Raw genomic sequence first — 20,050 nt, forward strand, 5'->3', positions numbered from 1 at the left:
ATTTGCAAATTAATAAGTATAATTCAAAAATTATCGGAATCTTTGTTTCCGATATTAAAACAAAGACGTATCTTTGTCCGTAGTATAAAAACATATCCACCGTGTAAGAAAAAGCATATACTAATATGTAATAAATGGGATAATCCCCCTCCTTTCGAACAGTGGATATATCAAGAAGCAAATTTGATCTTATTATAGATGAAACATAAAAAAACGGCCGGAAGATTCGGGCATAAGACAAAGTGTTTATGGTGGGTAATCTGTTGTTGTCTCTTTTCACAGGCTATACAAGCGCAAACCTTTCCGAAGAACATACAGGAACAAATAGGTAGCTATTTAACCGCTTTTTCCAAAAAAGAAGTTTCGATCGGCAAAATTGCGATCGACTCGGTCGATATCCGAAAGAATCGGATTGTCTTTTTTGCCAATACAAATTGCTCTTATCTCCCTTTCCGGGAAGACAATGTGGCTGAAATATACCGTAACATCAAAAGCCTCCTGCCAGAGGAATATAAAAAACATACTGTTCAGGTAAGAACGGAACATCACGCTATCGAAGAGCTTATACCTCTTGCGTTCAGAACAAAGAAAGACAACAAACAAAAGACATTCCGGCAGATGGTCAACAAACCATTGGTAACCAGACTATCCATTCCTTACTCGCCGAAATACGGATTGAAAAACAAGCACGTAGCTCTTTGGCAAAGTCACGGGTTCTACTACGAGTCAAAGCTAAACCGCTGGGAATGGCAACGTGCACGTACCTTCCAGACCGTAGAAGATTTATACACGCAGAGTTTTGTGTTGCCTTATCTGATTCCGATGCTCGAAAATGCAGGTGCGAATGTGCTGATCCCGCGCGAGCGTGACATACAGACAGCAGAAATTATCATCGATAACGACGGATGCCGGAACAACTCGCACTACATCGAACACACTTCAACGAACGGCTGGCGCACGGGAGAAGGTTCCGGATTCGCTCACCTGCGCAAGCACTATGTCGATTTTGAAAATCCGTTTCAGGAAGGGACCTGCCGGGTGACGGAAAGTATTCGGAAAGGAGCTGAAAGCCGCGCCGAATGGATTCCCGACATCCCCGAAAAGGGCAGGTATGCCGTTTACGTCTCTTACCGGACTTTCGCAAACAGCACGACGGACGCACGCTATACCGTATATCACGGAGGAGCATGCTCCGAGTTCTCCGTTAACCAGCAAATGGGCGGAGGAACATGGATTTATCTCGGACATTTCGACTTCGACAAGGGTAAAAACGATGCCAATAAGGTGGTGTTAAGCAACCGATCGTCTGAGTCCGGTAAACTTATTTCGGCCGATGCCGTTAAGATAGGAGGAGGATACGGAAATATTGCGCGGGGAACCTCGCAGGATGCGACGGTAACAGCCAACGTCAAAAGTTCGGATACCCCGGCGGGTACGGACGAGATGTTCCCGGCCATCAACAGTCCCAATGAAATCAGCGGTTATCCGCGTTTCACCGAAGCGGCGCGTTACTGGATGCAATGGGCCGGTATCCCCGATACGATCTATTCCGACAGTCAGGGAAAGAACGACTATACAGACGATTATCGTTCACGCGGCAAATGGGTTAATTACTTGTGTGGCGGATCATCTCTCAACCCGAAAGAAAAAGGGCTGAATATTCCCATCGATCTGGCTTTTGCCTTCCATTCCGATGCCGGAACAACACCCAATGACTCGATTGTCGGTACACTCGGCATTTTCTTCACCGACGTATACGACGGACAATATGCTAATGGCACGTCACGCTATGCTGCGCGTGAGCTGACCGACCTGATCCAGAGCCAGATCGTGAACGACATCCGGTCGCTGTACGAACCGCGATGGAGCCGGCGCGGCATGTGGGACAAGCCGTATTCCGAAGCACGCACACCTCGCGTACCGACCATGCTGCTGGAACTGCTCTCGCATCAGAATTTTGCCGATATGCGCTACGGGATCGATCCCCGTTTCCGGTTTACTGTCAGTCGCGCTATCTACAAAGGCATGCTCCGGTTCATTTGCTCGCAATACGCGCAAAAATACGTGGTACAACCCCTGCCGGTTGATCATCTGCGCTTGCAATTTGTCGGCCCGAATGAAGTCGAGCTCTCATGGCAGGGCGTATCCGACCCGTTGGAGCCCACAGCCGAAGCTCAACAGTACATTGTTTATACACGCATCGGCGATGGAACGTTCGATAACGGTACGCTCGTCAAACGGAACTCCTTTCGGAACATACAGTCGCCCGGCATCATCTACAGCTACAAGGTCACAGCCTTAAACGAGGGAGGTGAAAGTTTCCCGTCCGAAATTCTTTCGGCGGCACGCGCTGTAAACGAAAAAGGAACCGTTTTGATCGTCAACGGATTCGACCGGATTTCGGCACCGGCTGATTTTACGGGCGACAGCATCGCCGGATTTACGGACTGGATCGATCACGGCGTGCCGTATCTTCATGACATCAGCTATGTAGGTCCGATGAAAGAGTTTCGGCGCTCGACTCCATGGGTGGACGACGATGCTGCCGGGTTCGGCGACAGCCACTCGAACTGCGACACGTTAGTGATTGCCGGAAACACGTTCGACTACCCGTCGATACACGGAGCTTCCATTCTCAAAGCCGGTTATTCGTTTGTTTCCTGCAGCAACGAGGCCATCGAATCGAAACAGCTCTCTCTGAGCGATTATCCCATCGTCGACCTGATTCTGGGTAAACAGCGACAGACGAAAATGGGACGTGGAGGCGTTGTTCCCTTACAGTTCAAGACTTTCAGCACAGGGTTGCAGGAAGCCATAACGGCTTATTGTCAGTCGGGCGGTCATATCTTTGTATCGGGAGCCTACGTCGGTTCCGACTTATGGGATCATCCGGCAGCGACACCGGCCGATCGTGAGTTTGCGACGAACACGCTCCGTTTTCAGTGGCGCACCGGTCAGGCGGCCATCACGGGCGAAGTCAAAAGCGCTCCGTCGCCTTTTCCCGTCTTTTCAGGCCGATATGACTATCACCATGTGCTGAACAAAACGGCGTATGTGGTCGAGTCGCCGGACGGTATCGAACCGGCCGGAGAAGGCGGACACACGATCTTACGATATGCGGAGAACAATATCAGCGCCGGAGTGGCTTATCAGGGCAAATACAAAACATGTATCCTCGGTTTCCCCTTTGAATCGGTTCGCACCGGCGAGGCGAGAGACCGGCTGATGCAATCGATACTTACATTTTTTAATCAGAAATAAGCACGAATAAAAAGCAAAACGATATGAAAACAAAGATAACCTGCTTCATCCCGATGGAAGATGAAGCACAAGTACGAGAAACAATTGCAGCACTGAAAAGCAGTCCCCTGACGGGCCCCATATATCTGCTTACCACAGCGCCGCAGGCTTCGATAGACGGATGTGAAACGATAACGGCCGCATCGCTTTTCGGTAGTGAAACGATTCGGATGATCGCTGAAAAAGCCGAAACGGATTACACGCTTTTCTATACGAAACATTCGACTCTGGCATTAGGCTATTTCGCTCTGGAGCGCATGGTGCAAATCCTCGAAGATGCACAGGCGGGAATGGTGTACGCCGACCGCTATCAGGCGGAAGGAACAACCCGAAAGCAGGCACCGGTCATCGATTATCAAATGGGAAGTCTGCGCGACGATTTCGATTTCGGGTCCGTATTACTATTCCGTTCGGATGCCTTCCGCGAAGCTGCCGCACGCATGACGTCGTCCTACCGGTTTGCCGGACTGTATGACCTGCGGTTAAAGTTATCTCAAAAGAATCTGCCGGTACATATCAATGAATACCTGTATACCGAAGTCCTGTCTGACACGCGAAAGAGCGGCGAAAAAATATTCGATTACGTAGACCCGAAGAACCGTGACGTACAGATCGAGATGGAGCAAGCCTGCACGGAGCATCTGAAAGAGATCGGCGGCTATCTGGAGCCTTCGTTCGGGTCAATCGCTTTCGATGCCGGACATTTCGAATACGAGGCTTCGGTGATCATCCCGGTGCGCAACCGCGTGCGCACCGTCGAAGACGCGATCCGCTCCGTATTAAATCAGCAAACGACATTCAAATATAACCTGATTATCATCGATAATCATTCGACCGACGGCACGACCGAAGCCATCCGCAAGTACACCTCCGATGAGCGTGTGATCCATCTGATCCCGGAACGCACCGACCTCGGGATCGGCGGGTGCTGGAACACCGGCGTACATCACGAGGCCTGCGGTAAATTTGCCGTACAGCTCGACAGCGACGATGTGTACAAAGACGAACATACGCTGCAAAAAATGGTCGATGCCTTCTACGAACAACAATGTGCGATGGTTGTAGGCACATATATGATGACGGACTTCAATATGCAGATGATCCCGCCCGGCATCATCGATCACAAAGAGTGGACACCCGATAATGGCCGAAACAATGCGCTCCGGATCAACGGACTGGGTGCTCCGCGGGCATTCTATACGCCCCTGCTTCGCGAGATTAAAGTGCCCAATACGAGCTACGGCGAGGATTATGCGCTCGGGCTGGCTTTCTCGCGCCGCTATCAGATCGGCCGTATCTACGATGTGGTGTATCTTTGCCGCCGCTGGGAAGATAATTCCGATGCTGCACTCGATATTGCGAAGATGAATCATCATAATTTATACAAAGACAGGATACGCACATGGGAATTGCAGGCGCGTATCGCTATGAATAAAAAACGGAAGCCATGATGCAGGAGACCGTAAACAAACTGTTTGACGAGCAGTTGGCCGAGTGGCCTCTGGCCGGCAGCAATTATCGCGCCCTCGATCAGGTACGGACAAAATTGTTTGAAGACGGCAAAGCCTTATATAAGGTGCAGTTCAATCCCGCACGCATCGCCTCTTCGTCGGCCAAGGTCGATACGCAATCTATCCGTGCCCGTGCCTGCTTCCTCTGTCCGCATCATCTGCCGGCCGAACAGCGGGGGATCGCCTTCAAAACGCGTTACCGGATATTGGTCAACCCGTTCCCGATTTTTCCGCGTCATCTGACGATTCCCGACCTGCAGCATGTCGACCAGCGCATCGAAGGACGCATCGACGATATGCTCGATCTGGCACAGGAACTCGACCATTATGTAGTGTTTTACAACGGTCCCAAATGCGGGGCATCGGCGCCTGACCACTTTCATTTTCAGGCAGGAAACAAAGGACTTTTGCCGGTAGAAGAAAACCCGCGACGCGGAATATCCGGCGAGGTTCTCCGATATAACCATGCCATCCTGTGGTATGCAGATCAGACACCGGCACCGAGATTACTCATCGAAGCGACTGAGAAAGCGGACGCCATCCATCTGTTTGAGACCATTTACCGTGTAATGACGCCGGACGAAACTTCCGGCGAACCGATGATAAACTTGCTGGCATGGTACGAACAGGGTAAATGGTTCATGTCCGTCTTCCCGAGGGCAGCCCACCGGCCAGCCTGTTATTACGCCGAAGGAGAGGAAAACCTCCTGCTCAGTCCGGGATCGGTAGATATGGGCGGGGTGTTGATTACGGTGCGGGAAAAAGATTACGATAAGATTACCTTGCAAACCATCCGTCAGGTGATGGAAGAAGTCAGCATCCGACCGGAAGATTTCCGCCGGTTGCAGCAACAGATTAAAGAAAACATATAAAAAAAGCTATGACAGAACCGAAAGTAAAAGTCGGCATCCTTTTCGAGCCGGAGATCGAATTTGTCTTACTTGCCCCGTATCGCATCGATGGGTGCGAAGTAAGCGGCGCGCAGACAGTGACCTGTAAAAACGGGCAAATCGTCTGGCAAGATCGTATGTACGATGAGCTGCGCTTCGAGCCGGTAGACGCGTTGTCGGGAAGTTTCGAGATTCGGAATGTAACGATCGGGATTAATTTTCATTGGGAGCGTAAGGAACATCAACGTTTTCAGGGGGCGTTCCATGTGATTGTCGAAAACGACAAACTGACCGGTATCAATGTGATCGGAGTGGAAGATTATCTGATCAGCGTCATCTCGTCCGAGATGAGTGCTACGGCTTCGCTTGAGTTGCTCAAAGCGCACGCCGTGATTTCACGAAGCTGGCTGCTGGCGCAAATGGAGAAAAACAAAACGCTTGCCGACGGACAGGATACGTACACGACATGCACACAGACGGATGAGGAGTTAATCAAATGGTACGACCGGGAGGATCATCTTCATTTCGATGTCTGTGCCGACGATCACTGCCAGCGTTATCAGGGAATCACCCGCGCTTCGACAGAGACGGTACGGGAAGCCGTAGCCGCTACCCGTGGCGAGTTGCTGATGTACGACAGAAAGATTTGCGACGCCCGTTTTTCCAAATGTTGCGGAGGCGTCTTCGAAGAATTCCGAAGCTGCTGGGAAGAAGTCGAGCATCCTTATCTGGCAAAACAGCGCGACAGCAAGACCGCGACGGAGTTGCCCGATCTGACCGTAGAAGCCGAGGCCGACCGATGGATACGTACATCGCCCGAAGCTTTCTGCAATACCGCCGACGCGAAGATTCTCTCGCAGGTACTCAACCATTACGATCAGGAGACAACGCAATTTTATCGTTGGACGGTGACGTACGGACAAGACGAACTGGCCGCACTGATCCGGGATCGATCCGGGATCGACTTCGGCCGGATTATCGATCTGATACCTGTCGAACGCGGCACCTCCGGACGGCTGATCAAGCTGAAAATTGTGGGTAGCAAACGCACGTTGACAATCGGAAAAGAGCTGGAGATACGGCGCACGTTATCGACATCGCACCTGTACAGCTCCGCCTTCGTGATCGATAAAGCCGACATCTCGGACGGAATCCCGGGACGTTTCACCCTGACCGGCGCAGGCTGGGGACATGGGGTCGGGCTCTGCCAGATCGGCGCAGCCGTCATGGGCGAGCGGCAATACCCTTACGATGAAATTCTGTTACATTACTATATCGAAGCATCCATCGAGAAAGCATACGATTAACTAAAACAAACAGCAAATGAAAACAGGAAAAAGAACGAATGCCTGGGGATGGGTGCCGACGCTTTACTTTGCGGAAGGACTGCCCTATGTGGCCGTGATGACGGTAGCCGTCATCATGTATAAACGCTTAGGACTTTCAAATACCGAGATCGCGCTCTACACCAGCTGGCTGTATCTGCCCTGGGTGATCAAACCGTTTTGGAGTCCGTTCGTCGACCTGCTGAAGACGAAACGCTGGTGGATCGTCAGCATGCAGCTCCTCATCGGGGCAGGGTTTGCAGGCATCGCTTTCTTTATCCCCACCGACTATTACCTGCAACTCACGCTCGCCTTCTTCTGGCTGCTGGCGTTCAGCTCGGCAACGCACGATATTGCCGCCGACGGCTTTTATATGCTGGGGCTTACTTCGGGCGAGCAGTCTTTTTTTGTCGGCATCCGTAACACGTTTTACCGGTTGGCCAATATCTTCGGGCAGGGTATTCTCGTCATGTTTGCCGGATGGCTGGAAACCGGGCAGCTGTTGCCCGACACGCCTCTCCGCATACCGATGGCATGGAGCATTACCTTCTATCTTCTGACGGCCATCTTTATCGGACTGACGGTATACCATCAATTCATCCTGCCCAGACCCGACAGCGATGCAAAAAGAACAGGAGTTACTGCCGGTAAATTATTGGAAGACTTCTTCCGTACATTCACGTCGTTCTTCAAAAAGAAAAATCTGGGACTGATGTTCTTCTTCCTGCTCACGTATCGACTGGGAGAATCACAGCTCGTTAAAATAGCGTCTCCGTTCCTGCTTGACAGCCCCGAGGCCGGCGGACTGGAGCTATCGACTGCGACCGTGGGGATGATTTACGGAACCATCGGTGTCATCGCTCTGCTGCTGGGTGGTATATTGGGAGGAATCGTCGTTTCACGGCACGGCTTCAAACGCTGGATATTGCCCATGGCGCTGGCGATCAATCTCCCCGACCTGCTTTACGTGTACCTCTCGGCCGCTATGCCTGATACATGGCTCGTGATTATGTCGGTAGCCATCGAACAGTTCGGATACGGTTTCGGATTTACGGCTTATACCTTATACCTTATTTATATCGCCGAAGGCGAACATAAAACGGCGCATTATGCGATCGGTACCGGTTTCATGGCGATGGGGATGATGTTGCCCGGTATGGTAGCGGGATGGATTCAGGAATACATCGGATATACGAACTTTTTCATTTGGGTGTGCCTCTGTACCCTGCCGGGTATTATCGCCTCCCTCTTAGTTAGAAACAAAATAGCGCCCGATTTCGGAAAAAAAATCAAATCATAATCGACGGATGAAACGTATTCATATCATTGTGTGGTGTTTGTGCACGTTGTCAGTACTAACGACGCAGGCGCAAAAGATCACGATCAAGACAGGTCTGGAAGTACTGAAAGAGCAACGCTTCCAATGCCTTAAAGGCAAACGAGTAGGACTGATTACGAACCCTACGGGAGTAGATAATCACCTTCGATCGACGATCGATATTTTACACGAAGCGCCTGACGTGAAGCTCACAGCGCTCTATGGTCCCGAACACGGCGTACGGGGCGATGTGCATGCCGGCGATAAGATCGACAGCGGTACGGATCCGGCAACGGGTCTGCCCGTATACTCGCTCTATGGTGCGACACGGAAACCGACCCCCGAAATGCTGAAAGACATCGATGTGCTGGTGTATGATATTCAAGATATCGGATGCCGTTCGTTCACCTACATCAGCACGATGGGGCTGGCAATGGAAGCAGCGGCCGAAAATAACATCGAATTTGTCGTGCTCGATCGCCCGAACCCTTTGGGCGGATTAAAAATAGAAGGCTGTATCGTGGAAGACGGTTTCTTCTCTTTCGTCAGTCAATACAAGATACCGTATATCTACGGCCTGACTTGCGGCGAACTGGCGCTGATGCTGAACGCCGACAAGCAACCCGGCAAGGCATGTAAGCTGCACGTAGTAAAGATGAAAGGCTGGAAGCGAAAGATGGATTATACGCAAACGGGGTTGCAATGGATCCCGCCGTCGCCCCATATCCCGCATGCACATTCGGCGTTCTTTTATCCCGTTAGCGGGATATTCGGCGAACTGGGTTATGCCTCTATCGGTGTGGGATATACCATTCCATTTCAGATGTTTGCCGCACCTTGGATCAAGGCGGCAGAGCTGACCCGACGGATGAATGCACTGCGCATACCGGGCGTCATCTTCCGACCGATCCATCTCAAGCCGTTCTATGCAACGAACAAAGGCGAATTTATACAAGGCGTACAGGTGCATATCACCGACTATCGGCAGGCGCCCCTGAGCGACATACAGTTTCTCTTTATGCAGGAAGTAGCGGCGCTCTACCCCGACCGCGCCGCGTTTGCGCACGCCGACTCTACTCGTTTCCAAATGTTCGATAAAGTATGCGGTAGTAACCACATACGTGAAGGGTTCATCCGGCGTAACCGATGGGAAGATGTACGCTCATACTGGTATAAAGACGTTGAACGATTCAGACAACAGTCAAAGAAGTTTTACCTGTACAAATAACATTCGTGCAATGAGTATCACAACACCCACAAACAAACGTCTGCTGGCGCTCGATATCCTCCGCGGTATCACGATTGCCGGCATGATCATGGTCAATAATCCCGGATCATGGTCGTTCGTATATGCTCCGTTGGGACATGCGGCATGGCATGGCTTGACACCGACCGACCTCGTATTTCCTTTCTTTATGTTCATCATGGGCATATCGACTTATATTTCGCTCAAGAAATACGACTTTACATTCAGCTATTCCGCGATGCGAAAGATCATCCGGCGAACGGCTGTCATTTTTGCCATCGGGCTCGGGATTGCATGGTTCGGTCTGACATGTCGCACGTGGCATGGTCTGGCCGACGAAGGACTGTCGTTCGGAGCAAGGCTTTGGCAATCGGTATCGAACTTCGGTCATCTGCGCATACTGGGTGTGATGCAACGACTGGCGCTCTCATACGGAGCAACGGCGCTGATCGCTCTGACCATACGTCATCACCGTATCCCGTATCTGATTGTCGCTTTACTCGGCGGTTATACCGTACTGTTGCTGGTTGGGAACGGTCTCGCATACAACGAAACGAATATTCTTTCGATCGTAGACCGTGCCGTGCTTGGGGTAAACCATATGTACAAAGACAAGGGTATCGAGCCGGAAGGATTGTTAAGTACCATCCCTGCTATTGCACACGTACTGATCGGTTTTTGCTGCGGTCGGGCAATGCTCGGTGTGACGGAAGTACGCGATAAAATGCTGCGTCTTTTCCTGATCGGAACAGCCATGGCTTTTGCCGGATGGTTGCTGAGCTACGGCTGCCCGATCAACAAAAAAATCTGGTCGCCCACGTTCGTGCTGGTCACCTGTGGCATGGCATCGGGATTACTTGCTTTGCTCATTTGGATAATCGATGTAAAAAGACATACGAAATGGTGCCGTTTCTTCGAGGCCTTCGGCGTCAATCCGCTGTTCATGTATGTAGCGGGTGCTGTTTTCTCCATTTTGTTAGGCAACATTTACCTCACATACAACGGCAACCCCATTACGCTGAAAGGCTTCTTTTACGATGTGTGTCTGCGCCCTTGGGCCGGAGACTATGGCGGTTCGTTTCTGTTTGCCACACTGTTCGTAGCTTTTAACTGGTTAATAGGATTTATCTTATATAAGAAAAAAATATATATCAAAATATGATACTGATTGCAGATAGCGGCTCGACCAAGACACATTGGAATGTGCTGGATCAGGGTCAGGTGGTTGGAGAAATATTTACGAAAGGAATGAACCCCTTTTTTCAGACGCCGGAAGAGATGGGGCGCGAGATTGAGCGGACCTTGCTTCCGCAATTGAATTCGAACCGTTTTTGCGAAGTGCATTTCTTCGGAGCCGGATGCATTCCGGAAAAAGTCCCTATCGTACGCAATGTGCTCAAAGGGTGTCTGGATGTGAGTAGTCTGATTGAAGTCGATACCGACATGCTAGCGGCAGCCAAAGCCTCCTGCGGACGATCGCCGGGCATCGTCTGCATCATGGGAACCGGTTCGAACTCTTGCTTTTACGATGGAGAGAAGATTGCGGCCAACGTATCGCCGCTGGGGTTTATCCTTGGCGACGAAGGCAGCGGGGCTGTATTAGGTAAACTGCTGATCGGTGATCTGCTGAAAAACCAGATGGGAGAAGAACTGAAAGAAAAGTTCCTCCGGCAGTACGAACTGACCCCTGCCAATATTATCGAACGGGTATACCGACAGCCGTTCCCGAATCGTTTTCTAGCCGGTATATCGCCGTTTCTGGCCGAAAATATCGAACATCCGGCCATCCATTCGCTGGTGTTGAACGCTTTCAAGTCGTTCCTGACCCGCAACGTGATGCAGTTCGACTATACACGCTACAAAGCTCATTTTATCGGGTCGGTAGCGTATTATTACAAAGATATTCTGGAGGAGGCCGCCGCCGCAGCGGGTATCCGTACCGGTACAATCGTTCGCAATCCGATGGAAGGATTACGCACTTACTATTCGACAGTAACAGAAACCGTATGACATTTATTAAAATAACAGAACAAGATTCGCTGTACAGCGATTTAGAGCAGAAAACCGTCCGGCAGATTCTGGACGATATCAATCAGGAAGACCGGAAAGTGGCATTGGCCGTACAGAAGACCATTCCGCAGGTAGAGAAACTCGTCTCGGAGATCGTACCCCGCATGCAACAGGGCGGACGTATCTTTTACATGGGCGCCGGCACAAGCGGCCGGCTGGGAGTACTCGACGCTTCGGAGATACCGCCTACGTTCGGGATGCCCAATACGCTGGTGATCGGACTGATTGCCGGCGGAGAGACGGCACTCCGCAATCCGGTGGAGAATGCCGAAGACGATACGGCACGCGGATGGGAAGAATTGCAGGCGCACCACATCACGCCGAAAGATACGGTGATCGGGATTGCCGCATCGGGCACAACCCCCTACGTGATCGGAGCCATGCGTGAGGCGCGTCGCCATGGCATCCTGACAGGCTGTATCACCAGCAACCCCGGCTCGCCGATGGCTGAAGAGGCCGACATCGCCATCGAGATGGTGGTAGGACCCGAATACGTTACCGGCAGTTCACGCATGAAATCGGGCACAGGACAGAAAATGATCCTGAATATGATTACAACGACCGTTATGATCAAGCTCGGACGCGTGAAAGGCAACAAGATGGTCAACATGCAGTTGAGCAATCAGAAGCTCGTGGATCGCGGCACACGCATGCTTGTCGATGAGCTGGGGCTGCCCTACGATCAGGCTAACGCACTGCTGCTGCTGCACGGATCGGTGAAAAAAGCTGTCGAAGCTTACCGCAGGCCGGGCCCTACCGCTTCTTCATAACACTGTTCACGACGCGAACGGACGAAACGAGCTTATCCGTCGAAGTAAAGATATCGACATTCCACACGTGCGACGAACGTCCTTTGTGGATAATCGTTGCCACAGCACGCACCGTATCGCCTTCGTGCGCCGACGAGAGATGATGACCGCTTACCTGCATGCCGACCATCATCTCGTCGGGTGCGCAAAGCACCATCGAGCCAAGACCGGCCACCGTTTCGGCCAAAGCCAGCGTGGCTCCGCCATGCAGGATACCGAATGGCTGACGGGTTCGTTCGTCAACGGGCATAGTCGCTTCGATACGGCCTTCCGAGGCATACGTGTATTGAATGCCGAGATTTCCCATCAGAGCGTGCTTGCCGGCCGCATTCAACCGGTCGAGCGGGATATCGGTGGGGCGTATATCGGCAAGGATCGCTTTTTCGAGCGCCACAGCTACGCCGTCTTCTTCGTTTGAAAGAGTGATGACGTCGGCACAGGCCTTGACCGAGTCCTGCGCATTCCCCATGGCGATACCGAGTCCGGCCAGCTGGATCATGGTCACGTCGCACACCCCGTCGCCTATCGCCACGATATCGGCTGACGGGATATTGAGTTTTTCGAGCAGTACGCTGAGCGTATTCGCCTTATCGATAAACTGCGGCACGACTTCGAGAAAATAGGTCTCGGAACGAAACACATCCAAGGTGCCGGCCAATCGTTTCTTCCAATGCTCTTCGAGGCCGATAAGCGCCTTCTCATCATCGCTCGAAAGCATAACCTTACACGGATGGAAACTGACTTCTTCCGAGAATCGGTCTGTCTCGCGCAACTGCATACCGTTGAGTCGCGCTTCCTGAAGAACACGTTCATTCGACGCATCGTTCGTCAACATCTCATCTTCACGATACGTGAAGATCGCAAAACCGTTTTTTTGTGCTTTCCGTTCGAGGTAAGGGATAAATTCGGGATTGATGCGTTTCTCGAAAAGCAGTTCGTTCGTCTGCACATTGATGATCTGTCCGCCGTTGTACGAGAGGATATATCCGCCGTTTTTATCCAGCTCCAGTTCCTTAGCCAGCCCGACAACACCGTACGTCGGTCTTCCCGAAGCCAGTACCACCTTGATGCCCATTTGCTGCACCCTGATCAGGGTTGCACGAGTCCGTGCCGTAACTGTTTTTTCGTTCGTAAGCAATGTGCCGTCTACATCGAGCACTACCATTTTGTACTTCATATCTCTTGATCGTTAATGGTTATTATTTCTTGTCAGGCCGTTTCCAGACGAAGAGCTTCATGATAAAACCTGCGGCATTGGGCGCGGCTGATGGGTATTTCCTCGAACGAGGCTTTCGTCAAATCGCAAACAAACAGTTCGCGTATTTGCGAGATGTACATGACATCATATTTCAATACATTTCCTTCTTGCAATTCCATGGTGTATTCCATCGTTGAGAAGACGGTATCGTCCGTGAGATTCTCTTTCGAGAAGATATACAGTCCGAACTTACGGAAATGACCGTAGAAGCCATCGGCGACCTTACGCACCTTACTCCTGATGATGCGCTGCAAAGGCAAAGCTGCCGCCCAGTATTCGTATTCCATTCGCCCGATGATCGTATCGTTGATGCCGTATCCGTATCCGTATTTCGTCATGTCTATCCAGTCTTCTTCCGAGACCTTCATGACCGGACGTCCGGCAATTTCATTGATCAGCGCATGCGCCACGTCGCGATCTTCACGGATGGCACGTGTCACCTCAATGCCGATGTTGTGCGCCTCGTCCTGCAAATCCGGACGGTCGTAATTCTTTAATGCCTCGAAGCGGTCGTCCACCAAGTCGATCAGCGATTGGCGGGCATACCGCTCGAAAAATGTCGTATCGTATTTCGTTCTTCTTCGTTCCGTCATGACACTGAAATCAAAATCAATCGGATTTCAAAGATACGGTATTTTTTTCGATTCCGCCCGTCATGTCCACCTCATCTTCCGAAAACAGCGAACATACACATATTCTTTCCTTGCCCCGCAAACTCATCAATGCCGATGTTCCCCACGCCATTCCACCCCATTAAAAAGCTAATAATCAACATCTGAATCTTTTCTGTTTTGAAGGCAGGGCTTAGGCTTAGGGAAGAGAACGTTTATAAAGAAAAGACTATCTGATGATACGAAAAGAAAATTACCTCCATCAGAAAAAAAGTTTGCATATAATATTTTTTTATATCTTTGTCATCAAATATTTGAAAAAGCAAAAAGGAAATTTAAATCCGAAACGCATATTATGGAAGAAAAAAATGTAAGCTATCTATGAATAAGCAAGTGTTTTACAAGAGAAACAGGACTATTGAATGTATTTTAATCTTGTAGCCACCTTGGGTAGTCGAGCGTGTGACCTGTCATTTGCGTGTTGATAATATTAACAAATACATTCTTGAGCGGATGAGTGAAAAACGAAATATGATAAGTTAAAGTTTGCCTTATGGGAGAAAGATAAACGAAGACGAGTGGCGAAAACCAAATACCAATTCGTGATGGGTGAAAACTGGATAACCATTATAAAGTAAAGAGTGAAGAGTGAATAACGGAAAACAAAGACAGAATTATAGAAATTAATCGTTAACAATTTAAAAGGTATGAAACAAAAAATCATTATGCTAATGACCTTCCTCCTTATAGGGGCAGGGTTTGTGATGGCTCAGACGCAGGTGCAGGGCACTGTCGTCGATGAGCAGGGAGAACCGGTTATCGGGGCATCGGTGGTGCTCAAGAGCGACCGCACGAAAGGAACAGTGACAGATATGGACGGTAAGTTTACCCTTTCGGCACCCGACGGGGCAACGTTCGTATTCTCGTTCGTCGGCTTCAAGACGCAGGAAGCTGCAGCAAGACCGAACATGAAAATCACCTTGATGAGTGATACCGAAACCTTAGACGAAGTGCTCATCGTAGCTTACGGTACCGCCAAAAAATCGTCGTTTACGGGATCGGCTGCCGCTGTGAGTGCAGAGAAACTCTCTTCGGCTAGAGTTGAATCAGTCGATAAAGCATTGAACGGAAAAGTATCCGGCGTGCGCGTCACGTCTGTTACAGGAGACCCTGGAGCTGCCGGTCACGTACAAGTGCGTGGTATCGGTTCCATTACGGGATCGACCAGCCCTTTATATGTGATTGACGGAATCCCTGTTACAGTTGGAGACTATGGACGGCGTGTATCGAGCAACGTACTTTCCACATTAAACCCTGAAGATGTAGAATCAATGACCGTATTGAAGGATGCTGCGGCCGCATCGTTGTATGGCTCGCGTGCCGCAAATGGGGTTGTTATTATTACAACGAAGAAAGGAAAAAGTGGAAAAACAAAATTCAATGTAAAAATGAATTCCGGTTTTTCCAATATGGCTACCAATTCATATGAATTGCTCAGCGGAGAGGAATACGCCGATTACATGAAAGCAGCTCTTGAGGGATATCAGCTGAACAAATTGAGCGGGCTTTTGCCGACACAAAAAAACTATGGTAATCCGGAAATCCAGGCTCAGGCGAGAAAGTTTGCCGAAGACAATTATCTGAACGAAGATTGGTCATACGTGACGGAGCGCAAGAATGGAGACGACTGGCGTAAGCTGATTTATGATGGAGGACACCAGTCGGAAGTGCAATTCTCCGCTTCCGGAGGAAACGAAAAAACCAGTTTCTTTGCTTCGCTCGGATATAATAAGGTCAAGGGATTGGTCAAATACCGCGAATTTGAACGTTACAGTTCCATGCTTAATCTTAGCAACAAAGCTACAAATTGGTTGGAGCTTAGCTTTAAAAATCAGATGTCGTATACGAAGCAAACCGGTCGAGGCGACCAGTCAGAGCAAAGTCAAGGACTTGCTACGGCAAGTCCACTCTCTATGATGATGGGCTCTAATCCGTCGATGAAAGCTTATAACGAAGACGGAACGTATAATATGGAATCCAATTTTAGCTCCAAAGTGAAGAATGCTTTATGGGCGTTGTCGCCCGACGAGTCGAGTGTTTCGAACAAAACATACCGTATCATGAACAATGTCGGAGCTAAAGTGATTTTCACGAAAGACCTTTCGTTCAATAGCAACAATTCTGTTGACTATTTCACTGTAAAATCGTTCAACTACTGGGGGCCTGCTTCTATCGACGGATCAAGCCTGAACGGACTGGGTGAAAAGGGGGAAGAGGAAGTCATCACCTTGACAACGTCTAATATCTTAAACTATAATACCACATTCAACGATGTACATAACTTGGATGCCTTGGTCGGTGTAGAAGCGCAAAAGTACAACAACAACTCGCTCTTTGCTTCGGCCTCCGATTATTCGAACGATATTCTGCATGAATTGGCGAATGGACAGCCCAGAAATGCTTCATCGGGATACGTCAGAAACTTCATGATGTCATATTTGGGAAATGTAAGTTATAATTACGCCAACAAATATTACATTGCCGGAAGTTTGCGTTCCGATAAATCCTCGAAGTTAGGGATGAATAAAAGACAAGGTACATTTTATAGTTTATCAGGCTCATGGCGTTTCTCACACGAAGATTTCTTGAAAAATGACGTACTAACTGATGGAAAATTACGTGTATCTTACGGTACAAACGGAACCTTGCCGGGAGGTAGTTATGCTTATATGGGATTATATCGATTTGACGGTAGTTACGGAGATAAGCCGGCCAGTTACCTGACTCAGTTGAAAAATGACGATTTAGGATGGGAAAAAAGCAAGAACTTCAATATTGGTATGGACATTACACTGTTCGAACGGTTTGCATTTAGCCTTGAATACTTCAATAAGTATACAAGCGATTTATTGTTAAATGTACCAGTATCTTATACAACGGGTGTGGAAGATGTAACCATGAATGCCGGTGAGATTTCAAATAAAGGATGGGAATTTGAGTTTCATGGTTCTAACTTACTGAAATCGGAGGTAGTATGGAATATGGATCTCACGTTGTCAACATTGAAGGCAACAGTCGAAAAATTGCCCAGTGGAGATATTATTCGCGGCGATGGAGATTTATACATCTATCGTGAAAAAGAAGACTTGTATTCGTTCTATTTACCGACTTATTTAGGTGTAAACCCCGAGAACGGATTGGCCATGTTTGCCAAAGACCCGACAAAGCCCGATACGGAGGATAATCGAACCTATCGTTATGTAGAAGCGAAAAAAGGTGTGCAGAAATCAGCTTATCCAAAGGTGAATGGCGGATTCAGCAACTCTTTCCATTATAAAGGACTTTCATTAAACATTTTGCTGACCTATCAATTCGGAGGTTATCTGTTCGATTACCCGGGATATTTCCAAAAACATGATGGACTGCGGATGTATTCCATAAACTTGAGTAGGGATTTGGTAGGTAATTATTGGCAGAATAAGGGGGATCAGGTAGACAATCCCCGTCCGGTATTGAGCAATCCATTGCGTCCGGACCGCTGGTCTACAAGACATCTCTTGTCTACAGACTTCATCCGTCTGAAAGAAATCTCATTCGGATACACACTGCCCAAAACATGGTATAGTAAATTAGGCGTATCGAACATTGATCTATCTTTGAATGTCAATAATTTGGCTTATCTTTACGCAGCGACCAAAAATATGGAACTGGAAGTTGCGCTTAACGGATATCGCACAGTAGATACCCCAATGGCGAGAACATATTCATTTGGTGTAAATATTGGTTTCTAATTTAAAAAACAAACAAGATGAAAAAATACATAGTATATATCGCATTTATATTGGTCGGCATCAGTTGTTCGGACGAGTTTGACCAAAAACCTTCATTCAGTTTGCCGGGAAATGAGTCTATAAAAGATCTCACAACCCTTAATACAGCGATCAATGGCGTTTACAGTGCTTTAGTCAGCCGATGGGGGCTTGCGGGCGATGTGGCATTGTATGCGGATGCAAAAGGAGGAGACGTGCAAATGATTGATAAATCGGCAAACCATTTTCAACCTGTCGTGATTTATCAGACAGATCGAAATTCAGGGCTTTCTATCGACGCATATAAGCAATTCAGCAGAATGCTTGCCCGTGTAAACAGCATCCTGGAAAATGTAAATAACGTTTCCGATAAAGATTCGAACATGGATCTTTATAATGATTATCTCGGGCAATTGTATGCTCTTCGGGCATTGGGACATTTTGAAATGGCTCGTTTGTTTGCACAGATTCCTTCTGCAGCAGCAGATGTGAATGCGGAAAATTCGGGAATTGTAATCAATGATAAGGTCTATCCTTTTGATGCAAAGTTTAAACGTTCCACCCTGAAACAGACGTACGACTTTATTGTTGCCGATTTAAAGAAGTCGATGGAACTCCTTTCTAAAGAGAAGAAAGAGGCATCGGGCAAGATCAATTATTGGGCGGCCGAGGCATTGCTAAGCCGGGCTTATTTATATATGAATGATAATGATAATGCTCTTAAACATGCTGCCAATGTCATTGCCAATAGTCCCTATAAATTGTATAGCATAAATGACTATTTAACGGTTTGGAAGAAAACCGGTACATCCGAATCTTTGTTTGAAGTACTTACGACGGATAAGTCGAGCGCCCAACGTAATTCATTAGGCTATTATACGAATCCGGACGGATATCCGGAATGTGCCGCATCTGAAGACTTTAAAACTTGGTTGACCTCCCAGACAACCGACATTCGCTCACAGTCGATTCGGGAAAAGGCCATAAATGAAGGTAAGAATAAAGGCAAGAATAAAGGTTTCTACACGATCAAATACGAAGGTCAGGAAGGAGCCAGCTCACCCCTCTATGTAAATAACTTCAAAGTGATTCGCCTCTCAGAAGTATATTTGATTGCTGCCGAAGCCAAGTTGAAGGGAGGAAACGCTCCTGATGCTAAAGAAGCAGTATGGTATTATAATGGATTGAGAAAAAACAGGCTTTCTGATTATGCCAATACCGATACCACTTCCGTCACATTGGAAGAGATATTGGATGAGAGAAGGAGGGAATTCTTCTGCGAAAATCATCGTATGTACGATATGGTAAGATTCCGCAAAGAGATTAAAACTTCCATTTTCAGTGAGCCGTTAAAGTACGATGATTATCGTTTATTGACTGCTATTCCGGAAAGAGAAATTAATATTTCTCCCGAATTAAAGCAGAATCCGAATTGGTAAGAATGCAAGAGAAAATTAGATCACTTTCTTTGACTTAAAGGTTTTTATTAAAATTCAGACAGCGCTTGGGAATCATTTCCCCTGCGCTGTTTTTTATTGTTGTTGTCCGATAAAATCGGATATACAAAATCAGGGTATACGTGAGTTCGGGATACTCTTTATTAGGATCTATCACTGTCGTACATTTGCACTATTATCTGTTTTAAACAACTTTATTATAACGGATAAGCCCCTAAAAAACAATAATATATTTTCATCTGTACTAATATATCAATTTTACTATATCACTGATTATTAAATGGTTGTTTTTTATATATACTTATATCCTTTGATAATCAAATGCAAACTGTTGCAACAAAGTCATGGTTAATGGCTAGCCCTTCGGGCATTGAATTGTTGAGTTGTTTTGACTGTTGGCTGACCGCTGTAACAGCCCTGAAAGGGCGTAATAATTCGGCCCAATG

General features: G+C 48.4%; 13 protein-coding genes. 11 read left to right on the plus strand and 2 right to left on the minus strand.

Annotation, left to right across the window (positions count from 1 at the left end; genetic code table 11):
• Positions 1-198: 198 nt before the first annotated feature.
• From ACTTKA_RS07400 to murQ, 9 genes are read left to right on the plus strand one after another with little or no spacing between them, the layout of a single operon-like run.
• Positions 199-3,261 carry a golvesin C-terminal-like domain-containing protein gene (locus tag ACTTKA_RS07400; protein ID WP_442724535.1) on the plus strand — a complete coding sequence of 1,021 codons (3,063 nt, stop codon included), beginning with the start codon at positions 199-201 and terminating at the stop codon, positions 3,259-3,261.
• Between the two features lie 23 nt (positions 3,262-3,284).
• Positions 3,285-4,751 carry a glycosyltransferase family 2 protein gene (locus tag ACTTKA_RS07405; protein ID WP_442724536.1) on the plus strand — a complete coding sequence of 489 codons (1,467 nt, stop codon included), beginning with the start codon at positions 3,285-3,287 and terminating at the stop codon, positions 4,749-4,751.
• A complete protein-coding gene (locus ACTTKA_RS07410; RefSeq protein ID WP_442724552.1) occupies positions 4,751-5,683 on the plus strand; it encodes a DUF4922 domain-containing protein in 933 nt (310 codons plus the stop codon). Before ACTTKA_RS07405 ends, ACTTKA_RS07410 begins: the two co-directional genes overlap by 1 nt.
• An 8-nt stretch (positions 5,684-5,691) precedes the next feature.
• The gene (locus tag ACTTKA_RS07415) at positions 5,692-7,008 is read left to right on the plus strand and encodes a SpoIID/LytB domain-containing protein (RefSeq protein ID WP_442724537.1); all 1,317 of its coding nucleotides are present in this window, start codon (positions 5,692-5,694) and stop codon (positions 7,006-7,008) included.
• 16 nt (positions 7,009-7,024) lie between these two features.
• Entirely contained in the window at positions 7,025-8,326 is a 1,302-nt protein-coding gene (locus ACTTKA_RS07420) for an MFS transporter (protein ID WP_442724538.1), read from the plus strand.
• A 7-nt stretch (positions 8,327-8,333) separates the two neighbouring features.
• Positions 8,334-9,572: an exo-beta-N-acetylmuramidase NamZ family protein gene (locus ACTTKA_RS07425; protein ID WP_442724539.1), complete on the plus strand. Its 1,239-nt coding sequence runs from the start codon at positions 8,334-8,336 to the stop codon at positions 9,570-9,572.
• Positions 9,573-9,582: 10 nt separating this feature from the next.
• Positions 9,583-10,752, plus strand: coding sequence for an acyltransferase family protein (locus tag ACTTKA_RS07430; protein WP_442724540.1), 1,170 nt, complete (start codon positions 9,583-9,585; stop codon positions 10,750-10,752).
• A complete protein-coding gene (locus tag ACTTKA_RS07435; RefSeq protein WP_442724541.1) occupies positions 10,749-11,600 on the plus strand; it encodes an ATPase in 852 nt (283 codons plus the stop codon). Before ACTTKA_RS07430 ends, ACTTKA_RS07435 begins: the two co-directional genes overlap by 4 nt.
• A complete protein-coding gene (gene murQ, locus ACTTKA_RS07440) occupies positions 11,597-12,430 on the plus strand; it encodes an N-acetylmuramic acid 6-phosphate etherase (protein ID WP_442724542.1) in 834 nt (277 codons plus the stop codon). The genes ACTTKA_RS07435 and murQ overlap by 4 nt, the downstream gene beginning before the upstream one ends.
• Here the strand turns inward: murQ and ACTTKA_RS07445 are convergent.
• Together ACTTKA_RS07445 and ACTTKA_RS07450 are read right to left on the minus strand one after the other, a co-directional pair.
• Positions 12,414-13,646, minus strand: a complete 1,233-nt coding sequence (locus tag ACTTKA_RS07445; RefSeq protein ID WP_442724543.1) for a Cof-type HAD-IIB family hydrolase — start codon at positions 13,644-13,646, stop codon at positions 12,414-12,416. The genes murQ and ACTTKA_RS07445 overlap by 17 nt on opposite strands.
• Before the next feature lie 32 nt (positions 13,647-13,678).
• A complete protein-coding gene (locus ACTTKA_RS07450) occupies positions 13,679-14,320 on the minus strand; it encodes a hypothetical protein (protein WP_442724544.1) in 642 nt (213 codons plus the stop codon).
• 725 nt (positions 14,321-15,045) lie between these two features.
• Here ACTTKA_RS07450 and ACTTKA_RS07455 point away from each other — a divergent pair.
• Complete coding sequence (locus ACTTKA_RS07455) at positions 15,046-18,129, plus strand: SusC/RagA family TonB-linked outer membrane protein (protein ID WP_442724545.1); 3,084 nt, start codon at positions 15,046-15,048, stop codon at positions 18,127-18,129.
• Positions 18,130-18,146: 17 nt separating this feature from the next.
• The gene (locus ACTTKA_RS07460; protein ID WP_442724546.1) at positions 18,147-19,586 is read left to right on the plus strand and encodes a RagB/SusD family nutrient uptake outer membrane protein; all 1,440 of its coding nucleotides are present in this window, start codon (positions 18,147-18,149) and stop codon (positions 19,584-19,586) included.
• Positions 19,587-20,050 lie beyond the last annotated feature (464 nt).

It is taken from the genome of Tannerella sp. (assembly GCF_052170195.1).
Classification (GTDB): domain Bacteria; phylum Bacteroidota; class Bacteroidia; order Bacteroidales; family Tannerellaceae; genus Tannerella.